The organism is Rhodococcus sp. P4_C10, assembly GCF_056402135.1.
Genome location: NZ_JBFUHZ010000016.1, coordinates 168,319 through 187,958, shown reverse-complemented (window position 1 = coordinate 187,958; position 19,640 = coordinate 168,319). Strand labels below are relative to the sequence as shown.

Sequence of the window (19,640 nt, the reverse complement as noted above, 5' to 3'; positions counted from 1 at the left end):
CGACGGAGGGCGGCGGATTCCGCCGCCCTCCGTCCTAGAACAAGGGTTCTCACATGGACACTTTCGTGACGTTCACGATCCTGGGCCTCGTGCTCGGGTCCGTGTACGCGATCGCAGCCTCCGGGCTGGTGCTCACCTACAACACCTCAGGCATCTTCAACTTCGCGCACGGCGCCCAGGCGATGCTCGGCGCGTTCCTCTACTGGCAGCTGCGCGTCGGCTGGAACCTGCCCACCCCGCTCGCCCTGCTGATCGTGCTCGGTGTCTTCGGTCCGCTCATGGGACTGGCGCTGTACTTCTTCATCATGCGGGGCCTGCGGGACACCGCGGAGGTCACCAAGATCGTGGTGACTGTCTCGATCATGCTCGGCATGCTGTTCCTCTCGCAGTGGTTCTGGCACCCCGAGGAGCCGCGCACCCTGACGATGTTCTTCGGCGACAACAGCAAGGTCTCCTTCTTCGGCGCCACCGTCCGCTACCACGAGATCCTCTGCCTCGTCGCGGCCGTGGCCATCGCGGTGGGCCTGCGGTTGCTCTTCACCCGCACCCGGATGGGCGCGACCATGCGCGGCGTCGTGGACGATCCGGACCTGCTGCGGCTGAGCGGGCACAATCCCGAGCGGATCGCCGGCTTCTCCTGGGCGCTGAGCTCGATGCTGGCCGTCCTCGCCGGCATCCTTGTCACCCCGATCAGCGGCGGCACCCTCGAGGCAAACCTGTTGACCCTGTTGGTGATCGACGCATTCGCGGCCGCGATGTTCGGTCGACTGCGCAGCATCCCGCGCACCTTCGTCGGCGCCCTGGTGCTCGGCCTGGCCGGCACCTACCTGCTGGGGTACGCGCCGACCACCTGGACCTGGACGTCGAACCTGCGGGTCTCGCTGCCGATGATCGCGCTGTTCGTGGTGCTGATCGTGCTGCCGCAGGACCGGCTGCGCGGCGTCGCCGTCCGCACCCGGGAGCGGTACCACGTGCCCAGCGTGCGCAAGGCCGTCGCGTGGGGCGCGGCCCTGATCGTGATCGTGTACCTGATCCGCCTGCTCATGGTGGAGTCCGCGATCTCGACGCTCACCATCGGCATCACCTTCGCGATCGTCGCGCTGTCGCTGACCGTGCTCACCGGGTACGCGGGCGAGATGAACCTGGCGCCACTGTCTTTCGGCGCGGTCGCCACGATCGTGGTGTACCACTTCGGGATCTCCGGCTCGGGCCTGGCCCAGCGCCTCACCGTGCTGGGTGTGGTGCTCGGCGTCCTGGTGGCGGCACTGGTCGGCGGCCTGGTCGCGTTGCCCGCACTGCGTCTGCGCGGCCTGTACCTGGCGCTCGCGACCATGGCGTTCGGCGTGTTCCTGTCCAACATGGTGCTGCGTGACACCACCGAGCACGAGCTGTTCGGGGTGAAGTTCTCCATCTTCACCGGTGGCTCCCTGGTGATCCCGCCGCTCAAGGTGGGCCCGCTTGACCTGGCCAACGAGACCACCTTCCTGATGACCGCGACGGTGCTCTTCGCCGTGCTCGGCGTCGCGGTGGTGGCGCTGCGCAACAGCGGCTACGGCCGGCGGCTGGCCGCGATGAAGGACAGCCCGGCCGCGTCCGCGATGCTCGGCCAGAACCTGGTCAAGCTCAAGCTCAGCGTGTTCATGATCTCCGCCGCCATCGCGGGCCTCGGAGGCATCCTGATGTCGAGTGCGATGGGCGCGGTCTCCGGCGACAGCTTCACCATCGTCATCAGCCTGTCGCTGCTGATGCTGACCGTCGTCGCGGGCATCGGCTACGTCAGCGGTGCCTTCTTCGGCGGCGTCATGGCCGGCGTCGGTTTCGCGATCATCATGGTCTCGTTCAACAACCTGGCGAAGGCGCAGCCCGAACTCGAGGGGCTGTACCTGCTGCTCGGCAACATCGCCGCGGTCAGCCCCGCGCTGATCGGTATCGGCGTCGGGCACAACCCGTCCGGCAGCGTGCACCAGGTGGTCGAGGGCTACCGCACCCTGCGCAACGCCAAGCCGGTGCTGTTCGGCGGCGCCGCGTTCGTGGCAGTGCTGTACGTGCTGGCGCTGACCGGGATGCTCGACAACTGGTGGTTCGCGTCGCTGACCATCGTGACGGTGTTCCTGCTCCCGGTGATCGGCCAGATGGTGATGCCCGCCGCGGTCCTGGGTGAGGAGGAGCTGGCCCGGCGACGCACCACGCCGCCGGAACTGGTCGGCATCGACGAGCCCTACACCGAGGAGGGCCGGATCCGGCTGGACAACGAACTCGGCCTGCCCGCAGTGACGGTTCCGCCGGCCAGGGCGGTGCCCGCGGCGAGCCCGGTCGCCGAGCCACCCGCCCCGAACGTGACGGAAACGGCGAAGGAGTTGACTGTCAATGGGGTCTCGTGAATTGCCTGAGCCGGCCACCCCGCTGCTCGAAACGCGGGGCATCACCGTTCGATTCGGTGGGCACACCGCCGTGGACGAGGCCAGCATCGCGGTGCACCGCGGCACCGTCACCGGCCTGATCGGACCCAACGGCGCCGGCAAGACGACGCTGTTCAACACCGTCACCGGTCTGCAGAAGCCGACCAGTGGCCAGGTGTTCATCGACGGCGTCGACGTCACCCGGAAGGCGCCGTACAAGCGGGCGCACATGGGCCTGGCCCGGACCTTCCAGCGGCTGGAGCTGTTCCTGTCGCTGTCGGTACGGGACAACCTCCGTGTCGCCGGCGACATCCACCGCAGCGGCACCCGGCGCAAGTACGACGTCGAGGCGGAGACCGACCGGCTGCTCGAGCTGACGGGTCTGGCCGACGTTGCGCACCAGGACGTCTCGGACATCCCCACCGGCCGGGCCCGGGTCGTCGAGGTGGCCCGTGCGTTGATGACGGACCCGCGGGTACTGCTCCTCGACGAGCCGGCGTCCGGGCAGACGGAGAAGGAGACGGACGACTTCGCCGAGCTGTTGGTGCGGCTGGCGTCGGACGGCCTCGCCATCTGCCTCGTCGAGCACGACCTGCCGCTGGTGATGCGGGTGTGCTCGCAGATCCACGTGCTGGACTACGGCGCCCTGATCGCGTCGGGAACCCCGCAGCAGGTGCAGAAGGATCCCGCGGTGATCGCCGCGTACATCGGAACGGAGGCGGTGGCATGACGGCACCGGCGATCGACCCGTCGAATCCCTCGGCGGCGCAACCGGAACCGTTGCTGGAGCTGGTCGGGGTGCGGGCTGCCTACGGTCCCATCGAGGTGCTGCGCGGGGTGGACCTGGCGCTGTACCCGGGAACCGTCGTAGCGTTGCTCGGGCCCAACGGCGGCGGCAAGACGACGACGCTGAAGGTGTGCTCGGGGATCATGCCCGTGTCCGCCGGCGAGTTCCGGCTCGCGGGCCGGTGCGTCAACGGCGTCGACGCCTCCGAGCTCGCCCGACTGGGCATCTGCACCATCCCCGAGGGCCGCGGGGTGTTCGCCAACCTCACGGTGCGCGAGAACCTCTGGGTGGCAACGGGTACCGGCGCCAGCCTCAAGGACCTCGAGGCAGCCGCGTACGAACGCTTCCCGATCCTCGGCAAGCGTCGCCACCAGCTCGCCGGCTCGATGTCCGGCGGCGAGCAGCAGATGCTCGCGCTGTCCCGCGCTCTGGGGACGGCGCCGACCGTGCTGCTGCTCGACGAGCTCTCGATGGGCCTGGCGCCTCGGGTGGTCACCGAGATGTACGACATCGTCGGACAACTCGTCGAGGAGGGTCTGTCGATCCTCGTCGCCGAGCAGTTCGCCCGCGCCGTGCTGCCGATCGCAACCTCCGCGGCGCTGATGCTGCAGGGCCGGGTGGTCCGCAGCGGGGACCCGCAGGAAATCGACCGTGAACTATCTACCAGTTACCTAGGAGGATGACGATGACCGCACTCGCGCAGGACCGTCGTGAGCAGTTCAAGAAGGACGTGTCCGAGTTGAAGTTGAAGTCCGGCGGCAGTGGCGGCGACGGCGCGACCCGGATCGTGGGCCTGGCGTTGATGGTGGTCGGGGCGGTGGCCGCGTTCATCGTCTACCTGTCCTCGCTCACCCAGTCCGACCTGCGCAACATCGCGTCCTACCAGATCCTGGCGACCGCGTTCCTCGCGGTGACCGTGATCGGCGCGGCGCTGTACCTGGCCGGCGCGGTCGCGAAGGTGCTGCGGCTGTGGCTGCTGCGTCAGCTCTACGAGGCGCAGGCGCAGACCGACCAGATCGCCGAGGCGCTGCGCAAGTAGTCGCTCGTCGATGCCCGGCCCGGGACCCTGTCGGTCTGACATGTACCGACAGGGTCCCGGGGTCAGCGCCGGATCCGGCGGCTGGCGAAAAGCGCCCCGGCGGTGATCAGCGCAGCCACGGCGAAGGCCATTTGCAGCGCCTCGAGTCGTGCGTCGGTGTTGACGGCGACTATGGCGTCCGCGGTGGACTCGCTGACCGAGGCCTCGGCGAGCGCCGACCGTAGTTGGGTGTCGGACAGGAAAGGCACGCCCGCAACCAGTTCGGTGCTCGCCTGCTGTTGCACCGACGGCGGCACCTGCGGGTTGGCCGCGATGCCCGCCGCCACCGATGCGCTGAGGGTGCCGATCAGGACCGAACCGATCAGGGCGGTGCCCAGCGAGGCACCGAGATTGGTCGCCGTGTTCTGCAGTCCGCCGACCTCCGGGCTCTGCTCGTCCGGCACCGAGGAGACCGTCACCGCGCCCAGCTGGGAGGACAGGGCGCCGAGCCCGAAGCCCATCAGCAGCATCGGCACGGCCACCACCGCGGCGTTCGCGCCCGGGTCCATGCCCGCCGCCAGCATCAGGATTCCCAACAGCATCGACGTCAGCCCGAACCGGACCACGCGACGGGGACTGGCGTGCGGCCACGCCTTGGGAATGCCCGCGGCGGCCACCAGCAGCGACACCGACAGCGGGAACAGTCGGACACCGGTCTCGAGCGCGTTGAGCTCGAGCACCACCGAGAGGAAGAGCGGCACGACGAAGAACACGCCCGCCTGAATCATGAACTGGGCGAGGAACATCGTCAGCCCGCCGGTGAGCTGGTCGTTGCGCAGCAGTCGGACGTCGAGCAGCGGCTCTCCGCCGGTCTCGGTCAGGTGCGATTCCCACCGCAGGAATCCGTAGACCACCAGCAGACCGGCGAGGATCAGCCAGAACGTCGGGGACAGGCCCAGCACCGCGGTCCCGCCGGGATACGGGCGCAGCCACCCCCACTCGCTCGACCGCAGGACGCCGTAGACCAGCATGCCCAGGCCCGCCACCGACAGCGCGGAGCCCACCAGGTCGAGCCGTACCCGGCGCGGCGCCACGTCCTCGATTCGTTTGAGCACCAACAGGATCGCCGCCACCAGCACGACCTCGCCGAGGAAGACGTACCGCCAGGACGCGAAGGTGGTGACCGCCCCGCCGATGAGGGGGCCGGCGGCGACGGCCATGGCGCCCGCCGCGGCGATCAGCCCGTAGGCCCCGGGCCTGCGATCGGGCGCGAAGTTGGCCGCGACCAGGGCGACGATGGCCGGCATGATCAGTGCCGCGCCGAGACCCTCGAGCAGGGACCAGCCGATCAGCAGCACCGCCAGGTTCGGCGCCACCGCGGTGGTGAACGAGCCGATCCCGTACACGACCAGGCCGATGCCGAATGCGCGTCGACGACCCAGGATCGTGCCCACCTTGCCGCCGGTGATCATCATCGTCGCCATCACCAGGGTGTAGAGCGTGATGGCGGTCTGGATGCCGGTGATGGTCGTGCCGATGTCCGACGCCACGGTGGCCATGGACACGTTCATCACCGAACTGTCCAGGGTCATCAGGAACTGGCCGGCGGCGAGTACCGCCAGTACCAGGCGTGAACCCGAGTGGCCGGTGGCGCTGCCGCCGGGGACCGGCGCCGGGGAACTCATGATCTCTCAGCAGTCACTTTTGTCGCCTCGCCGTCCTCGGTCGCCGCGTGATCGCCGGACGCCCTGGATCTGGAGCGGTGCACCGGTCAATCTCTCGATTCTCGCCCCGCGCGGCCAACGGCGGATTCACCCGGCTCGGGTGAATCGGCAGCCAGGCCGTGACTGCTGCACTTAGGCTGACAGGGCGGCGCTGGTTGTGTTCGCGTCGCTACCCGGATATGACCGGAGGCACCGTGACCGCTCACCCGTCCCGCCGCAGAGATGTCATCACCCCCGCCTACACAGGCAGGCTCGCCACCGACCCCATTCCGGCCCTCCGGATGCCGGACGACGACATGGACCCGGCGGCCGCCTACCGTTTCATCCACGACGAGTTGATGCTCGACGGCAGTTCCCGGCTCAACCTCGCGACCTTCGTGACCACCTGGATGGATCCCGAGGCCGAGACGCTGATGGCCGAGACGTTCGACAAGAACATGATCGACAAGGACGAGTACCCGGCGACCGCGGCGATCGAGGCGCGCTGCGTGTCGATGGTGGCGGACCTCTTCCACGCCCCGGACCTGTCCGAAACCGACCCGGCGTCGGCCACCGGGGTGTCCACCATCGGCTCCAGTGAGGCGGTCATGCTCGCCGGCCTGGCGCTGAAGTGGCGGTGGCGGGCGGCGCGGCAGGCCGCGGGCAAGGACGCCGCCAGGCCGAACCTGCTGCTGGGCAGCAACGTCCAGGTGGTGTGGGAGAAGTTCTGCCGCTACTTCGAGGTGGAGCCGAAGTACCTGCCGATGGCGCCGGGGCGCTACTCGATCACCCCGGAGCAGGTGCGCGAGGCGGTCGACGAGAACACCATCGGGGTGGTCGCGATCCTGGGCACCACCTTCACCGGTGAGTTCGAGCCGGTCGAGGCAATCGCCCGGACCCTCGACGAACTGGCCGCCGCGGGCGGGCCGGACGTGCCCCTGCACGTCGACGCGGCCAGCGGCGGCTTCGTGGCCCCGTTCCTGCACCCGGACCTGAACTGGGACTTCCGCGTCCCGCGGGTGGTGTCGATCAACGTCAGCGGTCACAAGTACGGCCTCACCTACCCGGGGATCGGCTTCGTGGTGTGGCGCGGGCGCGAGCACCTGCCCGAGGAGCTGGTGTTCCGGGTGAACTACCTGGGCGGGGACATGCCGACGTTCACCCTGAACTTCTCCCGGCCGGGCAACCAGGTGGTCGGGCAGTACTACAACTTCCTACGCCTGGGCCGCGCCGGCTACACCTCGATCATGCAGTCGCTGCGCTCGACCGCGGTGCAGATATCCGACCGGATCTCCAAGATCGAGGGGCTGCGGGTGATCACGGACGGCACCGCGATCCCGGTCATCGCGTTCGAGCTGACCGGGGACCCCGGGTACACGGTCTTCGACATCTCGCACGAGCTGCGGGCCCGGAGCTGGCAGGTGCCCGCCTACACGATGCCCGCGGACGCCGAGGACGTCGCGGTGCTGAGGGTCGTCGTCCGTGAGGGCTTCAGCGCCGACCTCGGGCACAGCATGTGTGACGACCTCGAGGCGGTGTGTGCGCAGCTACGCGAGCACGGCACCGGGGGACACTCCCATGCTCAGCACTTCGCGCACTGACGGCGGGCCACTGGGCGTCAGCGGGTGTCGCGGCGAAGCGGGTGGTCCGCGGGCACCTGCACCAGGACGATGGGGACGCCGTCGGGGTCTGCGATCCACATCTCGTGCAGGCCCCACGGCTCCTGCTGTGCGGCCCGCACGATTCGGACCCCGGCCCGGGTCAGCTCCGCCTGCACGTCCTGCAGGTCGCGGACCTGTAGCCACAGCGCACCGCGGAACGTCGACGGACCGGCCGAACCGCCGTGCGCGGCAAGCTCGACCATCGACTGTCCCGCAAAGAACACCGTGCCGCCCGGGTACTCGCGGGCAATCGCCAGTCCGAGGGTGTCGCGGTAGAACCGCAGGGTCGTCGGGTAGTCCGCCGGCCGCAGGATCAGCCGGCTGCTCAGGATTTCCACTGTCAGGCCTCCTCGGGTGGGGTGGACTCGTGACCCGGCCGGCCGTGGGTGCGCCGGGCCTCCTTCATCAACGCCTCGTACAGGTGCCGGCGGCCGTCGAGGACCGCCTCGCGCACCTCTCGTTCCCAGCCCCGGAACTCCGTCCAGTAGCCGTCGTCGAATTCCTCGACCACCTGGAAGGTCCAGCGCCCGCGGAGCACGTTGCGCCCGACCAGCTCCTCCTCCAGCCGGTCGGCGAGCCCGCGGTGTCCGGCCGCCCGCAGCGCCTCCACCGCCTCGCCGAGCTGACGGTCGGCATGCCCGATCAGCTGGTGGAAGTCGTACAGGTGGCCGCGCGCGCGTTCGACCGTTTCCAGTGCCTCCGACAGCTTTCCTGCCGCCGCGACCTCGGCGTCGGTGACGCGGTCGGGTCGGAGGTGCTGTGGGGCGGGCTGCTCGGGATCGGCCATCAGTTCAGTGTGCCCGACACCGGCCGCGGCTCGCCGTGATCTCGACCCGGATTCGTGACACGAAAGGGACAACGCGCATGAGCTCGAATGTGATCGCAGACCCGATACCCGGCGGCGACACGCTGCCGTTCCCGCCGACCGGCTCGGGGAGCGTGGCCGGCCGGACCATGCAGGAGTCGGTGTACAGCCCGCGGCCGAAACCGCGGCGGCTGCCCGACGACGCCCCGAACATCCTGGTCGTGCTGATCGACGACGCCGGGCCCGGGCTGCCCACCCCGCTCGGCGGCGAGGTCGCCACCCCCACCCTCGAGCGGGTGCTCACCGAGGGCGTCGGGTACAACCGCTTCCACACCACCGCGATGTGCTCGCCGACCAGGGCCGCGCTGCTGACCGGGCGAAACCACCATCGCGTCGGCTACGGGCAGATCGCCGAGTTCGCGAACGACTGGGACGGCTACTCCGGACACATCCCGAGGTCCAGCGCGACCATGGCCGAGGTGCTGCGGCACTACGGCTACAGCACGGCCGCCTTCGGCAAATGGCACAACACCCCGGCCGTGGAGACCACCGCGGCCGGTCCGTTCGACAACTGGCCCACCGGCGTCGGATTCGAGTACTTCTACGGCTTCCTCGCCGGGGAGGCATCGCAGTACGAGCCGAACCTGGTGCGGAACACCACCGTCGTGCTGCCGCCGAAGACGCCCGAGCAGGGCTACCACCTGAGCGAGGACCTCGCCGACGACGCCATCGGCTGGCTGCGCCGGCACCAGGCCTTGGACGCCGACAGGCCGTTCTTCATGTACTGGGCGAGTGGCTGCCTGCACGGCCCGCACCACGTGACGAAGCCGTGGGCCGACCGGTACGCGGGCCGTTTCGACGACGGCTGGGACGTCTACCGGGAGCGGGTGTTCCTGCGCGCCAAGGAGGCCGGCTGGATCCCGCCGGAGGCCGAACTCACCGCGCGGGACGCGAGGATGGCGGCGTGGGACGACATCCCCGAGGAGGAGAAGCCGTTCCAACGGCGGCTGATGGAGGTCGCGGCCGGCTACGCCGAGCACTGCGACGTCCAGGTGGGACGGCTGCTGGACGAGGCGGAGCGGCTCGGGTACCTCGAGAACACCCTCGTCGTGTACATCTGGGGCGACAACGGCTCGTCGGGGGAGGGGCAGGGCGGAACCATCAGCGAGTTGTTGGCGCAGAACGGGATTCCCACGACGGCCGCGCAGCACATCGCCGCGCTCGACCAGCTCGGCGGCCTCGACGTGCTGGGCTCGCCGGTGACCGACAACATGTACCACGCGGGCTGGGGGTGGGCGGGTAGCGCGCCGTACAAGGGCATGAAGCTGTTGGCCTCGCACCTGGGCGGTACCCGGAACCCGATGGCGGTGCGATGGCCGCGGAAGGTGGCGCCCGACCCGACGCCGCGGTCGCAGTTCCTGCACTGCAACGACCTGGCGCCCACCGTCTACGAGCTCGTCGGGATCACCCCGCCGCGGATGGTCGACGGCTTCCCACAGGACCCGATCGACGGCGCCAGCTTCGCGCAGTCGCTGGTCGATCGAGAGGCGAAGGCGGGCAAGCTCACCCAGTACTTCGAGATCATGGGCAGCCGGGCGATCTACCACGACGGCTGGATGGCCTCGGCCTTCGGTCCGCGGGCGCCGTGGCTGCCGGGCATGCCGCCCGGGATCATGGACTGGAGCCCGGACGACGACGTCTGGGAGCTGTACAACTTGGACGAGGACTGGACGCAGAACCACGACCTCGCGGCCGAGCAGCCGCAGAAGCTGGCGCAACTGCGCGAGCTGTTCGCCATGGAGGCGGCGCGCAACGACGTGCTGCCCGTCGGCGGCGGACTGTACGTGCTCACGCATCCGGGGTTGCGGGTCGCGACTCAGCAGCGTCGGTGGGACTTCTCCGGCGACATCACCCGGATGCCCGAATTCTGTGCTCCCGCACTGGGAAACAAGAACAACCGGGTGACCCTCGAGCTGACGGCCCCGGACCGGGCCAGCGGCATGCTGTACGCGCTCGGCGCCAACTCGGGCGGACTGACGTGCTACGTCGACGACGGGTACCTCTGCTACGAGTACAACCTCTTCATCCTGATGCGGACGAAGATCCGGTCGTCGGAGCGGTTGCCGTCGGGCGGCCGTGTCGTCACGGTGGAGACGTCGTACGTGCAGGAGCGGCTGGGCGGGTCGCTCCAGGTGGTGATCTCGGTGGACGGGGAGACGTTCGCGGAGGGGGTGGTCCCGGTGAGTGCGCCGTTGCTGTTCACTGCCAACGACTGCCTGGACGTGGGCACCTGCCTGGGTTCGCCGGTGTCACTGGACTACCGCGACCGGGCCCCGTTCCCGTTCGAGGGGCAGATCGAGCGCATGCGGGTGGAGTACACGTGAGGTGGATTCGGTAGCAGGCTCCGGGGTGCCCCGAGTTCTGTTGGGGTGTAGCTGAACTCGGGGTACGTCGGAGGGTGGGGCCTCGAGTGTCGGCGCACGGCATCTGCCTCCGTTTTCGTCGGGCAGCCGGCGGGCTGGGGCGTCGTCAGGGCTGGGTTGTGGTCAGGACAAGGGTCGTCGTCACTCGTAGAGCCGTGCGACGAAGGCGCTCATGTTCTCGCGGACCCGTTCGACCTTCTCCTCGATGCTGAGGTGTTCGCGGTACCGGTTGCCGAGTGCGGGCCGCTTCTTGTTGCGTGCGTACAGCGAGCAGGCGAGGTCCGTGCACATGTACGTGCCGGTCGTGTTGCCCCGGCGCCCGGAGTCGCCCGCCCTGGCCGCGGCCATCAGCGAGACGCCCCCGCCGGTGTGCGTGGTCTTGCAGATCGTGCACATCTGCGCCCGTCCCGATCCGGGGGTCGGGTAGCGCAGCGCGACACCGACGAGACGGTCGTCGTGGGGGACGACCAGGTAGCCGCGGCCGGGTAGCGACGGGGCGCGCCAGCCGAGGAAGTCCAGGTCGTCCCACGGTAGATCGTCGAGGTCTCGGGGGACCGGTAGTCGCTTGGCGTCGCCCTTCGAACAGTTGACGAACGACTCCCTGATGTCACTTTCGGTGACGGGTTCCATGACGGATCGGCTCCTTCTCGTTGACTGTTGCCAAACCGAGGTGACGTTACGACCGGTCGTTGTGTTGGGCAAAGGGTTTTCTGTGCGGGGTTCTTCCGTGCTCGGGGCGACCTGCGTGGGCCGTGGGTCGCCCGGCGCGTATGCATTCCGACCGCCCGCTACATGGCCCGGGTTCGAGGCGGTCCAGCAAGAAATCGGTCAGGTGGTGGATCGTTCGGCTGGCGCCGCGGGTGAGCTGTCGGTGCTCAGGAAAGCCGGTCCTGTCTGCGGTTTTCTCGTTGCCGTCGACTTGTCGGACCCCCTCGCTACACTTCGAACAGAACGTCGAATCGGGTCCCGGGGGGTGACAACGATGACCGCAGCTGACGACCATGCCGACGAGTATGTCGTCGTCAACGCCCCGCTCGCCGCCGCCCTCCGCACCGTCGAGACCGGGATGCAGTCGCTGCGCGGACTCGACACCGGCGCCGTCTCCAACCGGGACCGCCTCGCCCTGCTGGTGCGCCTCGAACGCGTCGCCCGCACCGTCCCCGCCCTCGGCCACACACTGGTCAACCAGCTCCTCGAACAACACGCCTCCGACGAGTTCGGCGGAGTCACGCTGCGGGAGCTGCTGGCGAACACCCTGCGCATCAGCCCCGCCAAGGCCGGGGAAAGGATCCACGCGGCAAAGGAACTCGGCGCCGCCACCACTCTCGGAGGGCAGCCCCTGGAGCCGAAGCTCGCCGCGACCGCCGCCTCCGAACACCACGGCGACCTCGACCCCGCGCACGTGCACGTGATCCGCGAGTTCCTGCACCAACTACCCGCCGCCGTCGACGCCGGCACCCGGCAGCAGGCCGAGGCGCAGCTGGCCGGCCAGGCGCTGATCCTGCGGCCCGACGAACTGCGTGCGGTGGCCCGCCGGCTCGCGTCGGTCCTCGATCCGGACGGGACCCTCGACGACGACATCGACCGGGCCCGCAAGCGGTTCTTCCGGATGGGGCCACAGGGCCGGGACAAGATGACCAAGGGTTCGTTCTGCACGGACCCGGAGGGCCGCGCCTATCTCGAGGCGATCATGGCCAAGCTCGCCAAGCCGGGTATGTGCAATCCCGAGGAGGAGGAGCGGGACGAGGCGCAGTCGCGCAGCGAACCACACTCCTCGTCTGAGGTACCCGAGAGCAGCTCCCCAGCAACAGCACCCGCGGACACCCAACCTGCCCCTTCGGTCGCCACCCGCGACCACCGCACCCAGGGCCAACGCCAACACGACGCCCTCAAGGCCGTCCTGCGCTCCGTCCTCGCCTCCGGCGAACTCGGCCGACACCGCGGCGTCCCAGTCACCGTCGTCGCCACCATGACCGCCCGCGACCTCCAGGAATCCACCGGCCACGCCGTCACCGGCGGCGGGACCCTCATCCCCATGCCTGAGATGGTGCGCATGGCCGCCCGCGGCGCCCGGCACTACCTCGCGATCTTCGACGACGGCCGGCCCCTCTACCTCGGTCGCAGCAAACGCCTCGGCACCACCGACCAGCGAATCGTGCTCTACGCCAAGGACCGCGGCTGCACCTTCCCCGGCTGCGCCAGCCCCGGCTACTGGTCGCAGACACACCACGTCAACGACTGGGCCGAGGGCGGCGACACCAATGCCGACGACCTGACCTTCGGCTGCGACACCCACCACGCCCTCGTCGGACCCCGGCCGGACCAGTGGGCGACCACCCGCACCGGACCCGACCACCGATTCCCGGGCCGGACCCTGTGGCATCCCCCGACACACATCGACCCCACCCGCACCGGGCGGCTGAACCACTACCACCACCCGATGGAGTACATACTCGGCGACGGCGGGCCAGGGAGTGACGACGACCCCCGAAAACCCGGCACCGCATAGACATCGGCGCAGTACCGGCAGCGGTGGAGAATCAAGATGCCGGTCGGTCAGCCGTGCCGGCACGAACGGCTGACGCTGCCCTCGGCGAGGCGGACCGGTCGGGGCGCAGGGATCGGTCACCGTGGCCACTGCCTCTGAAGTCACGGTGACGACAGCGCGTCGTCAATGGCATTGCTGATCGGACGGTGAACAACGGTCCTGCTCAATTCTTCCCGCTGGACGGGACGGTTCGCGGGCACGCCGCCGAGGCCTGCCTACGGTCCTGGGACCAGCCGTTCCCGGCTCCGCATCCGAGAGGACCCGACACTTGAACACCACTCCGATCCGCCCAGTCGCCGCCGCCGACATCGAATCCTGGGACTTCGAGGCCGACGTGGTCGTCGCCGGCTACGGCATTGCGGGCGTCTCCGCGGCCATCGAGGCCGCCGATGCGGGCGCCGAGGTGCTGGTGCTCGAGCGGACCGGTGGATGGGGCGGAGCTGCCGCACTGGCCGGCGGCTTCGTCTACCTCGGCGGCGGCACCGCAGTCCAGAAGTCCTGTGGCTTCGACGATTCCGTCGAGGAGATGAAGAACTTCCTGAGGGCGGCGCTCGGCCCGGGTGTGGACGAGGCCAAGCTCACGGACTACTGCGAGGGCAGCGTCGCGCACTTCGACTGGCTGGTCGAGTGCGGGGTGCCGTTCAAGCACACCTTCTGGGGTGAGCCGGGCTGGGAACCGCCCGCCGACGACGGACTGCAGTACACCGGCGGCGAGAACTCCGCCCCGTTCAACACGCTCGCCGTCCCCGCGCCCCGCGGCCACGTCCCGCAGATGGACAACAAGAAGAGTGGCGAGAAGGGCGGCGGTTACATGCTGATGAAGCCGCTGTCCGAGAAGGCCGAATCCCTCGGGGTCAGGGCCGAGTACGACATGCGGGTGCAGACCCTCGTCACGGATGCCGACGGGCGGGTGGTCGGACTGGTCGCCAAGCAGTACGGCAAGGAGGTCACGGTGCGGGCCCGCCGCGGCGTGGTCCTCGCAACCGGCAGCTTCGCCTACAACGACGCGATGATCGAGGCGTACGTGCCGCGACTGATCGGTCGGCCCGCCGCCTCCATCGAGGAGCACGACGGTGCGTCGATCCGGATGGCGCAGGCGCTCGGCGCGGACCTGGCCCACATGGACGCCAGCGAGGTCGCGTTCTTCTGCGACCCGCAGCTGTTCGTCCGGGGCATCCTCGTCAACGGTCGCGGCCAGCGATACGTGCCGGAGGACACCTACCCGGGCCGGGTCGGCCAGCTGACTCTGCTGCAGAACGACAACCAGGCCTTCCTGGTGATCGACGAGGCGGCCTACGAGGAGGGCATGGCAGCCCCGACCGCGACCGAGCAACTGCGCCGCACGCCGACCTGGGTCTGCGAGACGGTCGAGGAGCTCGAGGCCGAGATGGGTCTGCCCGAGGGCGCACTCACCGCCACGGTCGAGTTGTACAACCGGCACGCCGTGAACGGCGCCGACCCGCTGCTCGGGAAGAAGTCCGAGTGGGTCAAGCCGATCGGGAGTCCGGTCGCGGCCATCGATCTGCGCGGCATGACCGGCGGCTTCACCCTGGGCGGGCTGAGGACATCGGTCGACTCCGAGGTCCTGCACGTGACGGGCGAACCGATCCCGGGGCTCTTCGCCGCCGGACGCTGCACCTCCGGCCTGTCTGCCTGGGGTTACTGCAGCGGGATCTCGCTCGGCGACGGCAGCTTCTTCGGCCGTCGGGCGGGGAAGGCGGCCGCCGCCGAAGGATGACCTGGCTTGAATGTGGCGCCGATCACTGCTAAAAAGAATTGATTCTAATTCTGGCTCGGTCGGTGATCCCGGGCTGCGACCACAAGGGGCGTGCAGCGATGACTGTTGTCGACATCAACGCGCACAGGACGTGCGGAACCGGACGACGGCCGGCGCGGGAGTCGATGCTCGAACGGATGACGTTCATCATCGACGCATTCGACGACCCCAACGAGGTGCTCATGCTCGAGGACGTCACGGTCCGGGCGGGCCTGCCGCGTTCGACCACCCATCGGATCGTCACCGAGCTGGTCGACCTGGGCTGGCTCGCCCGGACCGGCCGCGGATACGCCCTGGGGACCCGTGCGCTCGGTGCGCTCGGGCCGCAGGCCTCGCACGCCCGGATCCGGATCGCCGCGAGCGACATCGTGCAGGAGCTCTACCTGCGCACGGGGATGGTGGTCCACCTCGGCGTCCTCGACGGTGCCCAGGAGTACTTCCTGGACAAGGTCGGCGGGCCGTTCGCCCGTGCCCTGCGGTCCCGGGTGGGCTCGCGACTGGCCGCCTACCGCGGCACCGGCGGGCGCTCGATGCTGGCGCTGCTCACCCCCGAGCGGGTGGACCAGCTGGTCGGCGACGAGCTGGCCCGTGACGACGTCCGCGGCAAGTGGACACTGCCCCGACTGCACACCGAGCTCAACCGCATCCGCGGCGCGCAGGGCGTCGCCTACGAGCTCACCGAGAACGTCTCCGGCATCGGCGCGGGCGGCATAGGCAGCCTCGCGGCCGCGATCCGGACCAGCGACGGCACCGTGGCGTCGCTGTGTGTCGCGGGCGAGGCGCACAAGGTACGGCCCGAGCGGGTCGCCCCGCTGGTCCGGGAGGCTTCGGTCAGGCTCGCCATGGCGCTCTGAGGGCGCCGCGGCACCGCTGCCCGCACAAACGGCCCGGGTGTGATCGGCGACTGCCGCTCACACCCCGGGCCGTTTGTGCGCGGAGATCCGGTTGCTCAGAAGTACCAGGGGTACGGCGACCAGTCGGGATCGCGCTTCTCGAGGAACGAGTCCCGTCCCTCGACCGCCTCGTCCGTCATGTAGGCCATCCGGGTGGCCTCGCCCGCGAACAGCTGCTGCCCGACCAGTCCGTCGTCCTGCAGGTTGAAGGCGTACTTGAGCATCCGCTGAGCCTGCGGGGACTTGCCGTTGATCTTCCCGGCCCACTCGATCGCGACGTCCTCGAGCTCGGCGTGGTCGACGACCTTGTTCACCGCGCCCATCCGGTGCATCTCCTCGGCGGTGTACGTCTCGCCGAGGAAGAAGATCTCGCGGGCGAACTTCTGGCCGACCATCTTCGCCAGGTACGCGCTGCCGTAACCGCCGTCGAAGCTGCCCACGTCCGCGTCGGTCTGCTTGAAGCGGGCGTGCTCGCGGCTGGCCAGGGTCAGGTCGCACACCACGTGCAGGGAGTGTCCGCCGCCGGCCGCCCAGCCGTTGACCAGGCAGATGACCACCTTGGGCATGAACCGGATCAGGCGCTGGACCTCGAGGATGTGCAGCCGACCGGAGCGGGCCTTGTCCACGGTGTCCGCGGTCTCGCCCTCTGCGTACTGGTAGCCGCTGCGGCCCCGGATGCGCTGGTCGCCGCCGGAGCAGAAGGCCCAGCCGCCGTCCTTGCTGCTGGGGCCGTTGCCGGTCAGCAGCACCGCGCCCACGTCGGAGGTCATCCGGGCGTGGTCGAGCGCCTGGTAGAGCTCGTCGACGGTGTGTGGGCGGAAGGCGTTTCGCACCTCCGGGCGGTTGAAGGCCACGCGCACGGTGCCCTGCGTGATGTGCCGGTGATAGGTGATGTCCGTGAGGTTCTCGAACCCGGGGACCGGACGCCACAACTGCGGATTGAAGGTCACGGTGCCCAAGGTTATCCCCCCGACCGTGTACTCCTGCCGGACCCCGGCAGGCACGCTGGCCGGACCCCGGCGGGCACTGACCGGACCCCCGGCCGTGCGGGTTACCGTGCAGGACATGAGTGAGCGCGTGGAACGAGGCGGCGAGTACGAGAAGCACGGGGGGTTCCCCGTCTACCGGGCCGTCGAGGACGACGGCGGACCCGACTTCGGTCGATTCGTGGAGGGCATGCGCACCGTGCAGGACCTCGCGGTGTCCACCGCGCCGCCGCCGGAGGTGCTCGCACAGGCCGCCGAGCAGGCCGAGGCCCTCGCCGCACTGCTCGCGCCGTACCAGGTGCCCGAGGGGGAGCAGACCGGCGGACGCTCGATCGGGCTGCCCGGCCGCGGCAGCCTGCTGATGCTCCCGTGGACCGTCGAGAAGTTCGACGCGACCGGCGTGCGCAGCACCGGCGTGTTCCGCCGATTCCACATGGGCGGCAACGGCGCCGCGCACGGCGGCACGCTGCCGTTGCTCTTCGACGACATGTTCGGGATGATCACCCACGCGTACGGACGCCCGATCAGCCGCACCGCGTACCTGCACGTCAACTACCGCAAGATCACCCCGATCGACACCCCGCTCGTCATCGAGGGACAGGTCGACCGGGTCGACGGGCGCAAGACCTTCATCACCGCCAAGCTCATGGACACCGAGGGAACGGTGCTCGCGGACGGCGAGGCGCTGATGCTGGTGCTGCTCGCCGGCCAGCCCTGAATCCGGCGGCGCCGACTCCGTCCAACTCCGACCGCAAGCCACTCGGCCGCCGCCCGCCGGGTGAAAGGATGACCGCATGCTGCCCGCACACCGTCAGGGTGCCTACCGGGTCCGGTTCGACTGGGGCCCGGCGGGAGCGGCCGCGGTCGTCGCGGACTGCGACGTCGCTGTCGTCGTCGACGTGCTGTCCTTCACCACCACGCTGTCCGTCGCGCTCGACGCCGGCACCGTCGTCCACCCGTACCGCTGGGATCCCGATTCGGCCGCGACCTATGCCGCCGAGCTGGGTGCGGCGGTGGCCGTCGGCCGCTCGCGCGGGGGTGCGGGCAAGGTGAGCCTCTCGCCCCTGTCGGTGCGCGCCGCCGCGGGCGGCGGGCGGCTGGTCCTGCCCTCGCCCAACGGTTCCGCCCTGTGCTTCGGTCTGGCCGAGACGGGGGTGACGGTGGTGGGTGCCTCCCTGCGCAACGCCTCGGCGGTCGCGCGCTGGGTGCGACGGCGCAAAGGCGCGAGGGTGGCGGTGATCGCGGCGGGGGAGCGATGGCCCGACGGTTCACTGCGGCCGGCCGCGGAGGACCTGTGGGGCGCCGGGGCGTTCCTGCACGCACTCGGCCCGCTCGACCCGGCGGAAGCCTCGCCGGAGTCGCGTTCGGCGGCAGAGGCATTCGTCGCCGCCTCCGGAGACCTCGCCGGACGGCTGTGGGAGTGCGCCAGCGGGCGCGAACTGATCGACAAGGGTTTCGCCGAGGACGTGGCGATCGCCGCCGAGTTCGACGCCACCACGGTCGTGCCGGTGCTGCGGGGCGACGCATTCGAGGACGGGAGCGAATCGACATGACCGAGAATTCGTCGGCCGCAACGGAGCTGGCGGTGCCGACGCTCGGCGAACTGCTCGACGGCGCGGTGGTGGTGAGCCTGCCGATGCGGGTCCGGTTCCGCGGCATCACCAGCCGAGAGGTACTGCTGCTGCGCGGGCCCGCCGGTTACGGGGAGTTCGCGCCGTTCCCCGAGTACGACGATGCCGAGTCGGCCGCATGGCTGCGGTCGGCAGTCGAGGCCGCCTGGCTCGGCCCGCCGCCCGCGCTGCGTGCGACCGTGCCGATCAATGCCACGGTGCCCGCGGTGGACGCGGCCCGAGTCCCCGAGATCCTCGCGCGGTTCCCGGGCGCGCGGACCGCGAAGGTGAAGGTTGCCGAGCGCGGCCAGACCCTGGCCGACGACCTCGCCCGAGTCGCCGCGGTCCGCGAGCATGTCGAGCACGTCCGGGTCGACGCGAACGGCGGGTGGACCGTCGAGGACGCCACCGCGGCGCTGGCGGCGCTGACCGCCGACGGTCCACTACAGTACGCCGAACAGCCTTGCGCCACAGTGCCCGAGTTGGTCGAGGTGCGACGGCGCCTGGCGCAGCAGGCGGCCGCCTCGGGTGGCCTGCCGGTGCCCGTCGCCGCGGACGAGAGCATCCGCCGGGCCGAGGACCCGCTGCGGGTGGTCCGGGCCGGCGGAGCGGACGTCGCGGTGGTGAAGGTCGCGCCGCTCGGGGGCATGCGGGCGTTGCTGCGACTGGCCGGGGAACTGTCCCGGCACGGGGTGCCGGTGGTGGTCTCGAGCGCCCTCGACTCCGCGGTGGGGATCGGCGCCGGCCTGGCCGCGGCGGCCGCGCTGCCGGACTCGGGGTACGCCTCCGGGCTCGGCACCGGTGGCTTCTTCGCAGCGGATGTCGCCGCGCCCCGCGTCGTAACTGGCGGGTCGCTGGCCGCCGCGGCCGTGGCGCCGGACCCCGAACGACTGGCCGCGTTGCGGGCCGCGCCGGAGCGTGCTCAGTGGTGGCTGGCCCGGCTCGCGCGCTGTCACGAACTCCTGCGGACCAGTTGACGGAACTCGAAGTGCTCTTCGTCGTATAAGGTTCGGCGTCGACACCCAAGTCA

General features: G+C 70.0%; 17 protein-coding genes. 12 read left to right on the top strand and 5 right to left on the bottom strand.

The window, feature by feature from the left end; translation table 11 throughout:
* Positions 1–53: 53 nt before the first annotated feature.
* From AC1DWC_RS13655 to AC1DWC_RS13640, 4 genes are read left to right on the top strand one after another with little or no spacing between them, the layout of a single operon-like run.
* Complete coding sequence (locus AC1DWC_RS13655; RefSeq protein WP_477908769.1) at positions 54–2,381, top strand: branched-chain amino acid ABC transporter permease; 2,328 nt, start codon at positions 54–56, stop codon at positions 2,379–2,381.
* Positions 2,368–3,129 (top strand): ABC transporter ATP-binding protein, encoded by a 762-nt coding sequence (locus AC1DWC_RS13650; protein WP_477908767.1) that lies wholly within the window; start codon positions 2,368–2,370, stop codon positions 3,127–3,129. The genes AC1DWC_RS13655 and AC1DWC_RS13650 overlap by 14 nt, the downstream gene beginning before the upstream one ends.
* A complete protein-coding gene (locus AC1DWC_RS13645; protein ID WP_477908765.1) occupies positions 3,126–3,869 on the top strand; it encodes an ABC transporter ATP-binding protein in 744 nt (247 codons plus the stop codon). Before AC1DWC_RS13650 ends, AC1DWC_RS13645 begins: the two co-directional genes overlap by 4 nt.
* Before the next feature lie 2 nt (positions 3,870–3,871).
* Positions 3,872–4,225 carry a hypothetical protein gene (locus AC1DWC_RS13640; RefSeq protein WP_072842830.1) on the top strand — a complete coding sequence of 118 codons (354 nt, stop codon included), beginning with the start codon at positions 3,872–3,874 and terminating at the stop codon, positions 4,223–4,225.
* Between the two features lie 62 nt (positions 4,226–4,287).
* Here AC1DWC_RS13640 and AC1DWC_RS13635 read toward each other — a convergent pair whose 3' ends face one another.
* Positions 4,288–5,889, bottom strand: coding sequence for an MFS transporter (locus tag AC1DWC_RS13635; protein ID WP_477908762.1), 1,602 nt, complete (start codon positions 5,887–5,889; stop codon positions 4,288–4,290).
* A 218-nt stretch (positions 5,890–6,107) separates the two neighbouring features.
* Between AC1DWC_RS13635 and gad the strand changes: the two genes are divergently transcribed.
* A complete protein-coding gene (gad, locus tag AC1DWC_RS13630; RefSeq protein WP_477908760.1) occupies positions 6,108–7,508 on the top strand; it encodes a glutamate decarboxylase in 1,401 nt (466 codons plus the stop codon).
* A gap of 17 nt (positions 7,509–7,525) precedes the next feature.
* Here gad and AC1DWC_RS13625 read toward each other — a convergent pair whose 3' ends face one another.
* Together AC1DWC_RS13625 and AC1DWC_RS13620 are read right to left on the bottom strand one after the other, a co-directional pair.
* The gene (locus tag AC1DWC_RS13625; protein WP_477908758.1) at positions 7,526–7,906 is read right to left on the bottom strand and encodes a VOC family protein; all 381 of its coding nucleotides are present in this window, start codon (positions 7,904–7,906) and stop codon (positions 7,526–7,528) included.
* 2 nt (positions 7,907–7,908) lie between these two features.
* Positions 7,909–8,358 (bottom strand): hypothetical protein, encoded by a 450-nt coding sequence (locus tag AC1DWC_RS13620; RefSeq protein WP_477837948.1) that lies wholly within the window; start codon positions 8,356–8,358, stop codon positions 7,909–7,911.
* 74 nt (positions 8,359–8,432) lie between these two features.
* Here AC1DWC_RS13620 and AC1DWC_RS13615 point away from each other — a divergent pair, with 74 nt between their 5' ends.
* Positions 8,433–10,757: an arylsulfatase gene (locus AC1DWC_RS13615; protein WP_477908756.1), complete on the top strand. Its 2,325-nt coding sequence runs from the start codon at positions 8,433–8,435 to the stop codon at positions 10,755–10,757.
* Between the two features lie 180 nt (positions 10,758–10,937).
* Here AC1DWC_RS13615 and AC1DWC_RS13610 read toward each other — a convergent pair whose 3' ends face one another.
* Positions 10,938–11,426 (bottom strand): FBP domain-containing protein, encoded by a 489-nt coding sequence (locus tag AC1DWC_RS13610; protein ID WP_477908754.1) that lies wholly within the window; start codon positions 11,424–11,426, stop codon positions 10,938–10,940.
* A gap of 352 nt (positions 11,427–11,778) precedes the next feature.
* Between AC1DWC_RS13610 and AC1DWC_RS13605 the strand changes: the two genes are divergently transcribed.
* The 3 genes from AC1DWC_RS13605 (at position 11,779) to AC1DWC_RS13595 (ending at position 15,975) form a co-directional block, all read left to right on the top strand.
* Complete coding sequence (locus AC1DWC_RS13605) at positions 11,779–13,305, top strand: HNH endonuclease signature motif containing protein (protein ID WP_477908752.1); 1,527 nt, start codon at positions 11,779–11,781, stop codon at positions 13,303–13,305.
* A gap of 307 nt (positions 13,306–13,612) precedes the next feature.
* Positions 13,613–15,082: an FAD-dependent oxidoreductase gene (locus AC1DWC_RS13600; protein WP_477908750.1), complete on the top strand. Its 1,470-nt coding sequence runs from the start codon at positions 13,613–13,615 to the stop codon at positions 15,080–15,082.
* Positions 15,083–15,180: 98 nt separating this feature from the next.
* A complete protein-coding gene (locus AC1DWC_RS13595; RefSeq protein ID WP_477908748.1) occupies positions 15,181–15,975 on the top strand; it encodes an IclR family transcriptional regulator in 795 nt (264 codons plus the stop codon).
* 95 nt (positions 15,976–16,070) lie between these two features.
* Here the strand turns inward: AC1DWC_RS13595 and AC1DWC_RS13590 are convergent, their stop codons facing one another.
* A complete protein-coding gene (locus AC1DWC_RS13590) occupies positions 16,071–16,964 on the bottom strand; it encodes a 1,4-dihydroxy-2-naphthoyl-CoA synthase (RefSeq protein ID WP_072842832.1) in 894 nt (297 codons plus the stop codon).
* A 115-nt stretch (positions 16,965–17,079) separates the two neighbouring features.
* Between AC1DWC_RS13590 and AC1DWC_RS13585 the strand changes: the two genes are divergently transcribed.
* From AC1DWC_RS13585 to AC1DWC_RS13575, 3 genes are all read left to right on the top strand, one after another.
* Complete coding sequence (locus AC1DWC_RS13585; RefSeq protein WP_477908745.1) at positions 17,080–17,718, top strand: PaaI family thioesterase; 639 nt, start codon at positions 17,080–17,082, stop codon at positions 17,716–17,718.
* Positions 17,719–17,794: 76 nt separating this feature from the next.
* Positions 17,795–18,553, top strand: coding sequence for a 2-phosphosulfolactate phosphatase (locus tag AC1DWC_RS13580; protein ID WP_477908743.1), 759 nt, complete (start codon positions 17,795–17,797; stop codon positions 18,551–18,553).
* Positions 18,550–19,587 carry an o-succinylbenzoate synthase gene (locus AC1DWC_RS13575; RefSeq protein ID WP_477908741.1) on the top strand — a complete coding sequence of 346 codons (1,038 nt, stop codon included), beginning with the start codon at positions 18,550–18,552 and terminating at the stop codon, positions 19,585–19,587. Before AC1DWC_RS13580 ends, AC1DWC_RS13575 begins: the two co-directional genes overlap by 4 nt.
* Positions 19,588–19,640 lie beyond the last annotated feature (53 nt).